This window comes from Pseudarthrobacter sp. YAF2 (assembly GCF_052113345.1).
GTDB lineage: Bacteria > Actinomycetota > Actinomycetes > Actinomycetales > Micrococcaceae > Arthrobacter.
Window position 1 is genome coordinate 143,187 of the sequence record NZ_JBFRDA010000001.1, and the last position, 12,727, is coordinate 155,913.

General features: G+C 67.4%; 13 protein-coding genes. 8 read left to right on the forward strand and 5 right to left on the reverse strand.

Going from position 1 to position 12,727, the window contains the following annotated elements; translation table 11 throughout:
* Positions 1 to 30 precede the first annotated feature (30 nt).
* From AB4Y79_RS00650 to AB4Y79_RS00660, 3 genes are read left to right on the forward strand one after another with little or no spacing between them, the layout of a single operon-like run.
* The gene (locus AB4Y79_RS00650; protein ID WP_441857765.1) at positions 31 to 1,257 is read left to right on the forward strand and encodes a thiolase family protein; all 1,227 of its coding nucleotides are present in this window, start codon (positions 31 to 33) and stop codon (positions 1,255 to 1,257) included.
* Positions 1,257 to 2,060, forward strand: coding sequence for an enoyl-CoA hydratase/isomerase family protein (locus AB4Y79_RS00655; RefSeq protein WP_308929936.1), 804 nt, complete (start codon positions 1,257 to 1,259; stop codon positions 2,058 to 2,060). The genes AB4Y79_RS00650 and AB4Y79_RS00655 overlap by 1 nt, the downstream gene beginning before the upstream one ends.
* Before the next feature lie 3 nt (positions 2,061 to 2,063).
* Positions 2,064 to 2,936 carry a 3-hydroxyacyl-CoA dehydrogenase family protein gene (locus tag AB4Y79_RS00660; protein WP_441857768.1) on the forward strand — a complete coding sequence of 291 codons (873 nt, stop codon included), beginning with the start codon at positions 2,064 to 2,066 and terminating at the stop codon, positions 2,934 to 2,936.
* 12 nt (positions 2,937 to 2,948) lie between these two features.
* Here the strand turns inward: AB4Y79_RS00660 and AB4Y79_RS00665 are convergent, their stop codons facing one another.
* Entirely contained in the window at positions 2,949 to 3,182 is a 234-nt protein-coding gene (locus AB4Y79_RS00665; RefSeq protein WP_308929938.1) for a DUF6480 family protein, read from the reverse strand.
* Positions 3,183 to 3,256: 74 nt separating this feature from the next.
* On the opposite strand from AB4Y79_RS00665, the gene AB4Y79_RS00670 reads away from it, so the two are divergent.
* The 3 genes from AB4Y79_RS00670 to AB4Y79_RS00680 all read left to right on the forward strand — a co-directional run bounded on the left by AB4Y79_RS00670 (position 3,257) and on the right by AB4Y79_RS00680 (position 6,824).
* Positions 3,257 to 3,877 carry a GNAT family N-acetyltransferase gene (locus AB4Y79_RS00670; RefSeq protein WP_441857770.1) on the forward strand — a complete coding sequence of 207 codons (621 nt, stop codon included), beginning with the start codon at positions 3,257 to 3,259 and terminating at the stop codon, positions 3,875 to 3,877.
* Between the two features lie 26 nt (positions 3,878 to 3,903).
* Entirely contained in the window at positions 3,904 to 4,587 is a 684-nt protein-coding gene (locus AB4Y79_RS00675; RefSeq protein WP_441857772.1) for a tyrosine-protein phosphatase, read from the forward strand.
* Positions 4,588 to 4,703: 116 nt separating this feature from the next.
* Positions 4,704 to 6,824 carry a S1 family peptidase gene (locus AB4Y79_RS00680; protein ID WP_441857775.1) on the forward strand — a complete coding sequence of 707 codons (2,121 nt, stop codon included), beginning with the start codon at positions 4,704 to 4,706 and terminating at the stop codon, positions 6,822 to 6,824.
* Positions 6,825 to 6,866: 42 nt separating this feature from the next.
* Here AB4Y79_RS00680 and AB4Y79_RS00685 read toward each other — a convergent pair whose 3' ends face one another.
* Positions 6,867 to 7,307, reverse strand: a complete 441-nt coding sequence (locus AB4Y79_RS00685; protein ID WP_441857777.1) for a PaaI family thioesterase — start codon at positions 7,305 to 7,307, stop codon at positions 6,867 to 6,869.
* Between the two features lie 141 nt (positions 7,308 to 7,448).
* On the opposite strand from AB4Y79_RS00685, the gene paaZ reads away from it, so the two are divergent.
* The gene (gene paaZ / locus AB4Y79_RS00690; RefSeq protein ID WP_441857780.1) at positions 7,449 to 9,560 is read left to right on the forward strand and encodes a phenylacetic acid degradation bifunctional protein PaaZ; all 2,112 of its coding nucleotides are present in this window, start codon (positions 7,449 to 7,451) and stop codon (positions 9,558 to 9,560) included.
* Positions 9,561 to 9,772: 212 nt separating this feature from the next.
* On the forward strand, positions 9,773 to 10,168 hold the full coding sequence (locus tag AB4Y79_RS00695; RefSeq protein ID WP_441857783.1) for a VOC family protein: 396 nt from the start codon (positions 9,773 to 9,775) through the stop codon (positions 10,166 to 10,168).
* Positions 10,169 to 10,251: 83 nt separating this feature from the next.
* Here AB4Y79_RS00695 and AB4Y79_RS00700 read toward each other — a convergent pair whose 3' ends face one another.
* The 3 genes from AB4Y79_RS00700 to paaK form a co-directional block, all read right to left on the reverse strand.
* Positions 10,252 to 10,563: a hypothetical protein gene (locus AB4Y79_RS00700; protein ID WP_441857786.1), complete on the reverse strand. Its 312-nt coding sequence runs from the start codon at positions 10,561 to 10,563 to the stop codon at positions 10,252 to 10,254.
* A gap of 105 nt (positions 10,564 to 10,668) precedes the next feature.
* Positions 10,669 to 11,307 carry a TetR/AcrR family transcriptional regulator gene (locus AB4Y79_RS00705; protein WP_441857788.1) on the reverse strand — a complete coding sequence of 213 codons (639 nt, stop codon included), beginning with the start codon at positions 11,305 to 11,307 and terminating at the stop codon, positions 10,669 to 10,671.
* 59 nt (positions 11,308 to 11,366) lie between these two features.
* Complete coding sequence (paaK, locus tag AB4Y79_RS00710; RefSeq protein ID WP_441857791.1) at positions 11,367 to 12,725, reverse strand: phenylacetate--CoA ligase PaaK; 1,359 nt, start codon at positions 12,723 to 12,725, stop codon at positions 11,367 to 11,369.
* Between the last annotated feature and the right edge of the window lie 2 nt (positions 12,726 to 12,727).

Below are 12,727 nucleotides of genomic sequence, written 5' to 3' on the forward strand. Positions count from 1 at the left end.
AGTGCTGTTTATCGCGTGAAGGGTGTTTCCATGGCTGCAACCGCAGGTCCGCAGGCTTTCCTTGTAGGCGGGGTCCGAACACCGGTGGGCCGGTACGGGGGTGCCCTGTCCGCAGTGCGGCCGGACGACCTCGCCGCCCTGGTGGTCCGCGAGGCCGTGGATCGCGCAGGCCTGGACCCGGAGGGCATCGACGAGGTGATCCTGGGAAACGCCAATGGTGCGGGGGAGGAAAACCGGAACGTGGCCCGCATGGCCACCCTGCTGGCAGGCCTTCCGGTCCACATTCCGGGAATTACCGTCAATCGACTGTGCGCCTCCGGACTGAGCGCCATCATCCAGGCCAGCCACATGATCAAGGCCGGCGCCGCGGACATCGTCATCGCCGGCGGTGTGGAGTCCATGAGCCGCGCGCCCTGGGTGCAGGAAAAGCCCACCAGCGCGTTCGCCAAACCCGGCCAGATCTTCGACACCTCCATCGGCTGGCGATTCACCAACCCCCAGTTCCAGCATGGCGGCCTTTCCCGTGACGGGAAGATGACCTACTCCATGCCGGAAACGGCGGAGGAAGTGGCTCGCGTTGACGGCATCTCCCGCGAGGATGCCGACGCATTCGCCGTCCGCTCCCACCAGTTGGCCCTGGACGCCATCGCCGCCGGCCGCTTCAAGGACGAGATCGTCCCCGTCACGGTGAAGACGCGCAAGTCCGAGACCGTGGTGGACACGGACGAAGGTCCGCGCACCGGCACCAGCCTCGACGTTCTCGCTGGCCTGCGGCCGGTGACGCACGGCGGATCCGTGGTCACCGCCGGAAACTCATCCTCCCTCAACGACGGCGCCTCGGCCATCATCGTCGCCTCTGAAGCAGCCATCGAGCGGCTGGGCCTGACACCCCGTGCCCGCATCATCGACGGCGCCTCCGCCGGCTGTGAACCCGAGATCATGGGCATCGGCCCGGTCCCCGCCACCCAAAAGGTACTCAAGCGCAGCGGCCTCAGCGTAGGTGACCTGGCCGCCGTCGAACTCAACGAAGCCTTCGCCACTCAATCGCTGGCCTGCATCCGGCGCCTGGGCCTTGAGCCGGAAATTGTGAACCGCGACGGCGGCGCCATCGCCTTGGGGCACCCGCTCGGCTCCAGCGGGTCCCGGATCGCCATCACCCTGCTGGGGCGGATGGAACGCGAGGACGCGAAGATCGGCCTCGCCACCATGTGCGTGGGAGTCGGACAGGGCACCGCAATGCTGCTGGAGAAAATCTGATGGCGGCCGCGGCGGACCTCTCCACCGAGGACTTTTCGGCCCTCCTGGTGGAGGAGCGGGAGGACCGGGTTGTGGTCCTGCTCAACCGGCCCGGGGTGAAGAACGCGATCGACCAGCAGATGGTGGACGAACTCCACACCGTGTGCGCTGCGCTGGAGCAGAATCCCAGGGTCCTGATCATTGCCGGCGTGGACGGGGTGTTCGCTTCAGGGGCCGATATTGCCCAGTTGCGCGAACGGCGGCGGGACGATGCCCTGCAGGGGATCAATTCCACGATCTTTGTCCGGATCGCCAAGCTGCCCATGCCGGTCATCGCGGCGCTGGACGGCTACTGCCTGGGCGGCGGGGCGGAACTGGCCTACGCGGCGGATTTCCGGATCGGCACCCCCAACGTGCGCATCGGCAACCCCGAAACAGGGCTGGGCATCCTGGCCGCCGCCGGCGCCAGCTGGCGGCTCAGGGAACTCGTGGGTGAACCGCTGGCCAAGCAGATCCTCCTGGCCGGCCTGGTCCTCGGCGCCGACGAGGCGCGGGCAGCCAACCTCATCACCGAAATCCACGACCCCGCAGACCTGCTGGCCGCCGCCCACAGCCTTGCTGACAGGATCGGGCGCCAGGACCCGCTGGCGGTCCGTATCACCAAGTCCGTGTTCCACGCCCCCGCCGAAGCCCACCCGTTGATCGACCAGCTGGCCCAGGGCATCCTCTTCGAGTCCCAGGCCAAGTTCGACCGCATGCAGGCGTTCCTCGACCGCAGTGCCCGGAAGAAGTCCAACCCGGCCAACCCCGCAGACGGAAAGTAGACCATGAGTGAATCGCAAGTGACCCCAGCCCTCCCGGCCCGGGTGGGTGTCCTGGGCGGTGGCCGGATGGGTGCCGGTATTGCGCACGCCTTCCTGGTCAAGGGCGCCCACGTGCTGGTGGTGGAGCGCGACGAGCAGTCCGCGGAGGCTGCCCGGGAACGGGTGGAATCCGCGGCGGCGAAGAGCATCGAGCGCGGGGCAACGGACGCAAACCTGGACGAGCTGGTCTCCCGGCTGGCTGTCGGCGTGGATTATGACGCTTTCAAGGACCGCCAGCTGGTGGTGGAGGCCGTCCCGGAAGACTGGGACCTGAAAGTCACAGCCTTGCGGGGGATCGAGCAGCGGCTGGCGGAGGACGCTTGCCTGGCCTCCAACACGTCCTCTCTGTCCGTCAACGGGCTTGCAAAAGAGCTGAAGCGGCCGGAGAACTTCCTGGGGCTGCACTTCTTCAACCCGGTTCCGGCGTCCACGCTCATCGAGGTGGTGCTGGGCGAACAAACCTCGCCCTCACTCGCCGCGGAGGCGAAAAGGTGGGTGGAGGCACTCGGCAAGACCGCCGTCGTCGTCAATGATGCTCCGGGGTTCGCGTCCTCGCGGCTGGGCGTCGCCATCGCGTTGGAGGCCATGCGGATGGTGGAAGAGGGCGTGGCGTCCGCGGAGGACATCGATAACGCCATGGTCCTGGGCTACAAGCACCCCACAGGGCCGCTGAAGACCACTGACATCGTGGGCCTGGACGTCCGCCTGGGCATCGCCGAGTATCTGCAGTCCACCCTGGGTGACCGGTTCGCCCCGCCGCAGATCCTGCGGGACAAGGTGGCCCGCGGCGAACTGGGCCGCAAGGCCGGCAAAGGCTTCTTCGACTGGCCCAGCTAAGGGCTGTCGGTCCTAGTCGAAGAAGCCCACGATGTAGCCGATGAAATACAGCAGGCACAGCAGGACCACCACGCCGATAATGGCGATCCAGAGGAACTGCGTGCCCTTTCGCGGCGCGCGCTCCTCACGGCCCTGGGGGCCGACGGTGGATGCTTCGCCCGGCGGGGTTTCGCCGGGCGGCACTCCGCCGCCAGGCTCCAGGCCGGTGATTTTGTCGTCCTCCGGATCCGGGTTGGTTCCTGACACAATGACTCCCTCGCTCGCCGTCCAGGTGCTTGCCCAGCCTAACCGTGCCGAACGGGTGGGCCTAGGCTGGTGCAGTGACTTTCCTTGAACCCCTTACCCTGACCGGGCGGCACGTAATCCTGGAGCCGCTCACCGAGGAGCACCACGCCGGCCTGGTGGCCGCCGCCACGGACGGTGAGCTCTGGAAGCTCTGGTACACGTCGGTCCCCGCTCCTGATGCTATGGCCGCCGAAATCAGGCGACGGCTTGCCCTGCAGGAACAGGGATCCATGCTGCCGTTCACCACCCGGCTGATCGACCCGGCAACCGGCGGCCCGGGCCGTATCATCGGCATGACCACCTACATGAACATAGACGCCGCCACGCCCCGGGTGGAGATCGGCTCCACCTGGAACGCGGCGTCCGTACAAGGAACCGGGACCAACCCGGAGTCCAAGCTCCTGCTGCTCAGGCACGCCTTCGAGGCCGTAGGCTGCCCGGCGGTGGAATTCCGCACGCACTGGCTCAACCACCAGTCGCGGGAGGCAATCGCCCGGCTTGGCGCCAAGCAGGACGGCGTGCTCCGCAGCCATTCAAGGACCAGCGACGGAAACCTGCGGGACACGGTGGTGTTCTCCATCCTTGACCACGAATGGCCCGCCGTCCGCGCCGGGCTTGAGTACCGGCTGGCCCGGCGTGGCGCGGGTGCCCGCTGATGACACCAAGAAAACCTGGCAGGCCCATGGACTGGGATGGAGCGGTCAACGCGTGGCACGTGGCCGGCGGCGTCTACCGCATGGGGCGGCGTGAGTGGCTGACGGAAAGGGGGTGGCGGCAGGTGTTCGACGACGGCGTCCGCACCGTCGTGGATCTCCGCAACGCGGCGGAGGGCCGGCGCCGGGACACCGACCCGGTTGTGCCGGCCGCGGCCTGGGCAGACATCGACGTGGTCCAGGCAGCCACGGAGGAGCCCGGCGACCCACGCTTTACCGCCGTCACCGGACCGTACCTGAACGACCCCGCGCATTACACCACGAACGCCCGTCACTTCCCGGAGAAGCTGGTTGGCGTCTTCCGGGCCATTGCCCTTGCCGCGCCGAAGGGCGACGTCCTGCTGCACTGCGCCGCGGGCCGCGACCGCAGCGGAATGGTGGCCGCCATGGTCCAGGATCTGGCAGGCGACTCTGACGAAGCGATTGCCGAGGGGTACCGGCGGGCTGCCCGTGGCATTAACGAGCGGTACCGTACGCACGGGCCCCCGCACAGCCGCGAACGGTACCTGGCGGAGGCGGAACTCGCGCCGCTGCTGGAGCAGCGGGGGCTCACTGTGGTCGCGTTTGTCCGCCGCCTGGATACCCGCAACTACCTCCTGGCCAACGGCCTCAGCTGCGCCGAGCTGGACGCCGCTTCCGGCCTTGCCCGGTAAAAGGATACCCTTGTGACTTGAGTGACAGTTGTGGCTGCTGGGGCCTGTGCCTCGGATCGCACGGTCATTCCAGGGCGTGTAGAGGCGCGTGTGGACGAGTGGAACAGCGAGCCCAAATGAAACGAATCTTTGCCGCAGGAGCTGTGGCCGGTGTGGCCCTGGCAACGGGGTTCGCTGCCATGCCCGCTGTGGCGCTCCCGGTCCCGTCCAGCGCTCAAAGCCCGTCGCCCGTCTCCGCGTCAACCAACCTGTCCGAGGCTGCACTTGCGGACGCGGTCCAGCGGGACCTCAAGCTCACTCCCCAGCAGTTTGAAGCGGCCGGACAGCTGGGTGCGCAGGCGGCAGCGGCAGCCGTTCAGCTGCGCCAGGTTCCGGGCTACGTGGGAATTCGGATCGAGAACGGATCCATCATCGTTAGCGGCTCCGGGAATGAGCTGCAGGCCGCCGTTGCCGGACTCGTGGCGAGCATTCCCGGCTTGGCCCTCGAGGCACCCCCTGCGCAACCTTCCGCCGCGCCGCCCGCCGTTGCGCCGTCGTCGGCCGCTTCTCCCTCCGCCACGGCACACGCAGATGTGCCCACCGCCCCCGCTGCCGGCGCCAGGTCCGAGCTGGCGGTGAGCACGGAGCAGCTTTTCCAGGCCTACCTCCGCGATGTCGGTCCGCAGGGCCTGCAGGCGGTGATGTACGCCGGCGGAAAGTTCGTCATCAGGACGGGCGGGATCAACGCGCTCGAGGCACTGTCCGCAGCGCCGGTGACGGCGACGGCGCCGGCGACGGGTGCTGGAAAGGTCTCGCCGGCCCAGTTCGTGTCCCGGTATGCCAACGTGGAGCTCGACGGCGGCACGCCGCCTAAATCCGAGGCGGACGTCCCCGGCGGGGTCGGGTACCAGACCGATGTCGGCTTCATCTGCTCCACGGGCTTCTCGGCCTTCGACCCCGCCGGCCTCCCCGCTGTCCTGACCGCAGGCCACTGTGCCTCGGATGGCGCCGCCAAGACGGCCACCCTGGAATTCCAGGGCGTGCCGGCCGGGCTGCTGGGGAAATTCGGCTTCAGCCAGTTCGGCGGCCCGGGGAACACCCGTGTGCTCGACCCCACCACTCCCATCGCGCCGGACCAGACGGCCGTGACCAACCCCGGGAACGTGGGAACTGACATCTCGGTCATTCAGTCGCTGCGGCAGGACATCGACCCCCTGCCCGCTGCCAGTACGTGGGGGAACCCGTCCCAGCCGGGGCCGGACGTGAAGATCATTGGGTCCGAAGATCCCGTGGTTGGAATGCCCATTTGCCGGTCGGGGAGGACCTCCGCGTGGTCGTGCGGAACGGTTGACGCCGTAGGCATCTTCCTGGTGCCAGGGCCTGGCTACGCCACGGACAACAGCGACGTCCGCGCGTTCAACGGATTCTTGTCCTACGGGGTGCAGTCCAGCGGGGGAGACTCCGGCGGACCCTACGTCAGCGGCAACTACGCCGTGGGCACCCACTCGGCAGGGGACACCCCGGACCAAAACGGCAACGTGGTCCAGAACTTCGCCGTCGGCGCCACGCTGCGGAACAGCCTGGCGGTGCTTCCGGGCTACCAGCTGGAAGTGTTCCTCAACAAGCCGGCCGTCACGGTGCCGGCGCCCGGCGGCACCTATGATTCCGGGCAAACCATCAGTGGCAACGTTCCAGCAGCTCCGGCGTCAGCCATCGCCGCCGGGTCCAAGGTCCGGATCACGCTCCAAGGCAAGGACGCGTTCGAGGTCCCCTTGGACGCCGCCGGCAACTGGAGCTTCACCGCACCGCAGGGTAAGGATCCGCTCCGCTTCACGGCAGAGACCGTCAACGGGTACAGTCGGTCAGGGGTTAACAGCTTCGAGTTCGCGGCCACCCCGCCGGCTCCCACCGGCCCGCCGTCGAGCCCTGCCCCGTCGAGCCCTGCCCCGTCTGGCCCTGTCTCGTCGGCTTCTGCGAGTCCTCCGGCGAGCCCGGCTCCAGCGGCTCCGTCATCCGCCCCGACCAGCCCGGCCGCCGTCGTCACGGCCCCGGCAAGTACCCCTGCATCCAGTGCCCCGCCAAGCACCCCGCCTGCGGATCTGGCCAACACTGGCGGCAGCGGTTCTGCGGGCACCGGCGACCTGGCGTACACCGGCGCTTCCGCGCTGGTTCCCGCGGCCGTTGCGTCCGCGGCCGCGCTCGTCGTCGGGATCCTGCTGACACTGCTGGTGAGGCGCCGGAAGCGGGGATCCGACTAGGTTTCGACAGGCTCAACCACCGGGCGTGCGGGCTCAACCACGTTACTTGTGGCGGCGCATCAGCAGGTTGGTGATGCGCAGGGTGCAGAGCCGCTGGCCCGCCTCGTTGGTGATCAGCACCTCGTGCGTGGTCAGCGTGCCGCCCAGGTGAATGGGCGTGGCCGTGATGGTCACCTGTCCCTCCCGCGCGGAACGGTGGTGGGTGGCGGAGACGTCCACTCCCACCGCGGTCTTGCCCATGGTGCTGGCGTGGATCACGGCGGCCCAGGAGCCCACGGCCTCGCCGACGGCCAATGAGGCGCCGCCGTGCAGGAGGCCGAAGGATTGCCGGTTGCCCTCCACCGGCATGGTGGCCACCACCCGCTCAACGGACTCCTCCAGGATCTTCACACCCATCTTTTCGTCCAGCTCGCCCAGGGTGATCTTCCACAGTTCATGCTGCGATGGCTGGTTGTCGCCGGAATCCTCGTGCTGGGCGCTCATACGTTCTCCTTTGGGTGGCCATTTCAGTCCTGGCCTTCTAGTGTGCGGCATGGCTCTTCATGTATGGTGAATATATTACCGAACGGACGGTCAGTAATGCCTGCTGTTCGCCTGCCCCCGTGTTGGAAGGACCCGTCAACGATGACCACCACAGCCACAGCTCCCCAGGCCACGGTCGACACCGTGGAGACAGTGCCCAGCTTCGTCAGGGATGCCTGGTGGACGCCCGACGCCGGCTCGTCGGCTTCCGCGGTGCCCGTCCGGGACGCGAGCACCGGGGAGATCCTGGCAAAGGTCAGCACGGAGGGCCTGGACCTGGCCGCCGTCGTCGAGTACGGCCGCACCACCGGCCAGGCGGAACTCGGCAAGCTGACCTTCCACCAGCGCGCCCTCAAGCTCAAGGAACTGGCCCAGTACCTGAACGCCCGCCGCGAGCACTTCTACGGCTTCTCGTTCCAGACCGGCGCCACCAGGATCGATTCCATGGTGGACATCGATGGCGGCATCGGCGTCCTGTTCACCTTCGGATCCAAGGGACGCCGCGAACTGCCTAACTCCCAGGTAGTGGTTGACGGCCCCATGGAGGTGCTGTCCAAAGACGGGTCCTTCGCCGGCGAGCACATCTACACCCGCATTCCCGGCGTTGCCGTGCAGATCAACGCCTTCAACTTCCCGGTCTGGGGCATGCTGGAAAAGTTCGCCCCCGCCTTCCTGGCCGGCGTTCCAACCATCGTCAAGCCGGCCACCCCCACCGGCTACGTCGCCGCAGCCGTGGTCAAGGCCATCGTTGAATCCAACATCCTGCCGGCGGGGTCGCTGCAGCTGATTTCAGGCTCTGTCCGCGGGCTGCTGGACGTCCTGGACTACCGCGACCTCGTCGCCTTCACCGGCTCGGCGTCCACCGCAAAGTCGCTGAAGGCACACCCGAACGTGGTGGAGGGCGGCGTCCGTTTCACGTCCGAGACGGACTCCCTGAACGCTGCCATCCTCGGCCCGGACGCGGTGGAGGGAACCCCGGAATTCGATGCGTTCGTCAAGTCCGTAGTTACCGAAATGACCGTCAAGGCCGGCCAGAAGTGCACCGCCATCCGCCGTGCCATCGTGCCACAGGAGCTGGTTCCCGCCGTCTCCGCCGCGATCGGCAAGCGCATCTCGGAGCGCATCGTCCTGGGCGACCCGCGCGGCGAGGGCGTCACCATGGGTGCCCTGGCCTCCGTGGAGCAGTTGGAGGACGTCCGTGCGGCCGTGCAGTCCATGCTCGACGCCGGCGGTGAGCTTGCGTACGGAACCCTCGATTCGCCGTCGGTCACCTCAGCCGACGGAACCACCGGGGTAGTGGAGGGCGGGGCATTCATGGCCCCCGTGGTCCTGAACTGGGACAACCCTGAGGCGGAGGCGATCCACTCGCTCGAAGCGTTCGGGCCGGTATCGTCCGTGATCGGCTACCGGGACCTGGCCGACGCCGTCCGCCTCGCCGCCCGAGGTGGCGGCTCCCTGGTGGCCTCAGTCTGCACCAACGATCCCGACGTGGCCCGCGAACTGGTCACCGGAATTGCGGCCCACCACGGCCGCGTCCTGATGCTCAACCGGGAAGACGCACGTTCGTCCACAGGCCACGGTTCGCCCGTGCCGCATCTGGTCCACGGTGGCCCGGGGCGCGCTGGCGGCGGCGAGGAACTCGGCGGTATCCGGTCCGTGCTGCACCATATGCAGCGCACCGCCATCCAGGGCTCGCCCAACATGCTCACCGCCGTCACCGGCGTCTGGCACACGGGGGCGGACCGCAACTTCACGGCGGACACCGAAGGCGCACACCCGTTCCGGAAGTCCCTCTCCACGCTCAGGATCGGCGACGCCGTCCGCTCGGACCTTCGGCAGGTCACGCTGGAGGACATCAGCGCCTTTGCGGAGTCCACAGGCGACACTTTTTACGCCCACACCAACCAGGAAGCAGCGGAGGCCAACCCGTTCTTCCCTGGCATCGTGGCGCACGGCTACCTGCTGCTCAGCTGGGCCGCGGGACTGTTCGTGGAACCGGCGCCGGGCCCCGTGCTGGCCAACTACGGCCTGGAGAAGGCCCGTTTCCTTACCCCGGTGGCTGCGGGTGACTCGATCCGGGTGACCCTGACCGCCAAGAAGATCACCCCGCGCGAAACGGATGAGTACGGCGAGGTGGCCTGGGACGCGGTCCTGACCAACCAGAACGACGAGATCGTGGCCACCTACGACGTCCTCACCCTCGTCGAAAAGTAGCCCGCAACGCCCGCTCACCTTTGGCAGCGTATCTCTAAACGCCCGCTCACTTCTTTCGGGAAAGTGAGCGGGCGTTTAGCTTTTGGGGGTGAAAGGTGAGCGGGCGTTTAGCCTTTGGTGGTCAAAGGTGAGCGGGCGTTGTTGGGCCGGGGCTTTTTGGGCCGGCCGGGCGTAAGATTCTGCCCGTAGGAGGTGGCCACATGAACCTTAGAATGAGCACAGCCACGACCATCCTGCCAGTCGATGATGCAGCCCGCGCCCGCAGCTTCTACACCGAAAAGCTCGGACTCCCGCACCGCGGAATGACAGACGATGGAAGCGAATTACTCGGCACCGACGGCGGCCCCATGCTGCAGCTGATGCCGGTTTCCGATGGCAAGCACTCCGAGCATACGGCGCTGAGCTTCGAGGTTGCCGACATTGAGGGAGCCGTCCGTGACATGGAGGCCAGGGGCGTGACGTTCCAGGACTACGACCTTCCCACCCTGAGGACGGAAAACCACATCTGCACCACGGAATCCGAAAAATGCGCATGGTTCATGGACACCGAGCACAACATCCTCTGCGTCCACCAGAGCCTCGCGGCCAATCCGGAATACCAGGTCTAGGCAAGCGCGATCAAGCGCAAACAGCAGCAGGGGTGCCCCGGCCGGATCGGGGCACCCCTGCTGCCTGTGGTGGAACCTTGCGGTCAGTTCTCGGCGCCGCCGTGCAGGCCGTCGTCGCTGCTGTCATCCTCGCGGCCGGTACCGTGGCCGTCGTCGTCGCTGCGGTCGGAAAGGTCCATGTTGCCGCGGGCCTCCTCCATGGTGGGGCCGCCCGGCGGGACGCTGTACGTATCCGGGCGGATGCCGTGGGACTGTTCCTCGATCAGGGCCTGCTCTTCGCTGAAGCGGATTGCGTTGGCCTCGTCGCCGGAGTCACCTGGAATATCTTCGCGGAGCTTCGAGGGATCCGGAATGATGAATCCTGCCTCGGGCTCTTCCTTCTTGGAGTGGCTCATCTTCATTTCCTTCCAGCGGGTGGTGGCTTCCTACCACCGTAGCGGGGGAGCCGGAGAAATACCAAGCACGCTTATTATCGACGGCGTGCGTGCCGGAGCGGCCTCCTATCCTTCGCTGTGCAGGCCGTCGAACGCCATGGTGATGACGTCGTCGGCCAGTTTTTGCGGCGAGAGGGAACCGCCCGGCTTGTACCACTCCACAATGGAGTTGATCATGCCGAACAGGAGGCGCGAGACGGTGCGGGGGTCGATGTCCGCGCGCAGCGATCCCTCGTCGCGGGCAGCCGAAATCAGGCCGGCCACCTTATGGTCGAAGGTCCGGCGCCGTTCCAGGGCGTCCCGCTCGATGTCCGTGTTGCCGCGGAGGCGCAGCAGCAAGGTGACGAACGGCAGGCGCTCCACCAGCACGGCCACCGTCTGCCGGAGGACAAACTCGAGCCGGGCGTCGGCCGCCCCGGAGGTGGCCTCGGGCTGCTCCAGGATGGCCTCGAGTCCGCCCAGTGCATGGTCCAGGGCGAGCTTGAGGAGGTCGCCCTTGGACGGCACGTGGTGGTAGATGGCGGACTTGGAGATGCCCAGGTTCTCGGCCAGGATGCCCATCGACGTGGCGTCGTACCCGTGCCGGTTGAAGACATCGACGGCAATGCGCAGCACTGACTGCTGGTCGTAGCCGGGGCGGCCGCGCTTGGTGCCGTTGACGGGCGGGGTATCGGTGGTGCTGGCAGTTCTGCTGGCGCTGGGCATAATCGCTAGTTTCTCACGAACGGTCGGTAAGTCCGGGCACGGCGCAGCACCACGGAAACCTAGGCCTTGGGCCGGAGGTCGTAGATGCGGCGCAGCTTGCCGTTGGACCGCTCAAGTGCGCCCGGCTCCACCACGTCCACCGTGCATGAAGAACCCACGTGGATCTTGATCTGCTCCTTCAAGGTGCGTGCCGCCGTCGTGCTCTGTTCAACGGAGACCGTGTCCCGGCGCTCGATCCGGACGGTGAGCTGGTCCATCCTCTGGCCCTCAGGCCGGGTGAGCTCGAGCTGGAAGTGCGGGCTGAGCTCGGGGATGCGGAGTGCGATTTCCTCGATCTGGGACGGGAAGAGGTTCACGCCGCGCAGGATGATCATGTCGTCGCTGCGGCCGGTGATGCGGCCCATGCGGCGGTGGGCGGGGCGGGCGGTGCCCGGGAGCAGGCGGGTGAGGTCCTTGGTGCGGTACCGGATGATCGGCAGCGCTTCCTTGGTGAGGGAGGTGAACACCAGCTCGCCGTGTTCGCCGTCGCGCAGGACGTTCTCCTTGCCGGCGACCGGGTTGAACGGGTCGATGATCTCGGGCCGGAAATGGTCCTCCCAGATGTGGCTGCCGTCCTGGGTCTCCACGGACTCGCCGGCGACGCCCGGGCCCATGACCTCGGACAGGCCGTAGATGTCGCAGGCCTTGATGTTCATCATCACCTCGAGCTCGTGCCGCATCTCCTGGGTCCAGGGCTCGGCACCGAGGACGGCGAACTTCAGCGAGGTGGAGGCGGGGTCGATGCCCATGTGCGCCATGGCGTCGGCGATGGTCAGCAGGTAGGTGGGGGTGGCCAGGATGGCGTCCGGCTTGAAGTCCTGGATCAGCTGGATCTGGCGTTCGGTCTGGCCGCCGGACATGGGGATGACCGTGCATCCCAGCGCCTCGGCACCGGCGTGTGCGCCCAGGCCGCCGGTGAACAGGCCGTAGCCGTACGCGTTGTGGACTTTCATGCCCGGGCGGATGCCCGCGGCGCGGAAGCAGCGGGCCACCAGCTTGGCCCAGTCGGCCAGGTCCTGCTTGGTGTAGCCGACGACGGTGGGCCGGCCCGTGGTGCCCGAGCTGGCGTGGATGCGGGCCACTTCTGCCTGCGGGACCGCGAACATGCCGAACGGGTACTCGGCGCGCAGGTCGTCCTTGGTGGTAAAGGGGAAGTTGCCCAGGTCCTCGAGTTCGCGCAGGTCGCTGGGGTGGATGCCGGCGTCGTCGAACTTGCGCTTGTACAGGGGCACGCGGTCGTAGGCGTAGGCCACCGTGTGCTGCAGGCGGCTGAGCTGGAGGGCCTCGAGCTCATCGCGGGAGATGGTTTCCTCGCGGTCCAGGCCGGGGTCGATGCCGGCGGCTGCGGGAGTGGGGGTTTCGGGGGCATGCAGGGTCATGG

What these genes read in the sequence shown, in the direction of transcription:
- AB4Y79_RS00650 (WP_441857765.1), top strand. Translation starts at nt 31, where the DNA reads ATGGCTGCAACCGCAGGTCCGCAGGCTTTCCTTGTAGGCGGGGTCCGA.
- AB4Y79_RS00655 (WP_308929936.1), top strand. Translation starts at nt 1,257, where the DNA reads ATGGCGGCCGCGGCGGACCTCTCCACCGAGGACTTTTCGGCCCTCCTG.
- AB4Y79_RS00660 (WP_441857768.1), top strand. Translation starts at nt 2,064, where the DNA reads ATGAGTGAATCGCAAGTGACCCCAGCCCTCCCGGCCCGGGTGGGTGTC.
- AB4Y79_RS00675 (WP_441857772.1), top strand. Translation starts at nt 3,904, where the DNA reads ATGGACTGGGATGGAGCGGTCAACGCGTGGCACGTGGCCGGCGGCGTC.
- AB4Y79_RS00680 (WP_441857775.1), top strand. Translation starts at nt 4,704, where the DNA reads ATGAAACGAATCTTTGCCGCAGGAGCTGTGGCCGGTGTGGCCCTGGCA.
- AB4Y79_RS00685 (WP_441857777.1), bottom strand. Translation starts at nt 7,307, where the DNA reads ATGAGCGCCCAGCACGAGGATTCCGGCGACAACCAGCCATCGCAGCAT.
- paaZ (WP_441857780.1), top strand. Translation starts at nt 7,449, where the DNA reads ATGACCACCACAGCCACAGCTCCCCAGGCCACGGTCGACACCGTGGAG.
- AB4Y79_RS00695 (WP_441857783.1), top strand. Translation starts at nt 9,773, where the DNA reads ATGAGCACAGCCACGACCATCCTGCCAGTCGATGATGCAGCCCGCGCC.
- AB4Y79_RS00700 (WP_441857786.1), bottom strand. Translation starts at nt 10,563, where the DNA reads ATGAGCCACTCCAAGAAGGAAGAGCCCGAGGCAGGATTCATCATTCCG.
- AB4Y79_RS00705 (WP_441857788.1), bottom strand. Translation starts at nt 11,307, where the DNA reads ATGCCCAGCGCCAGCAGAACTGCCAGCACCACCGATACCCCGCCCGTC.
- paaK (WP_441857791.1), bottom strand. Translation starts at nt 12,725, where the DNA reads ATGACCCTGCATGCCCCCGAAACCCCCACTCCCGCAGCCGCCGGCATC.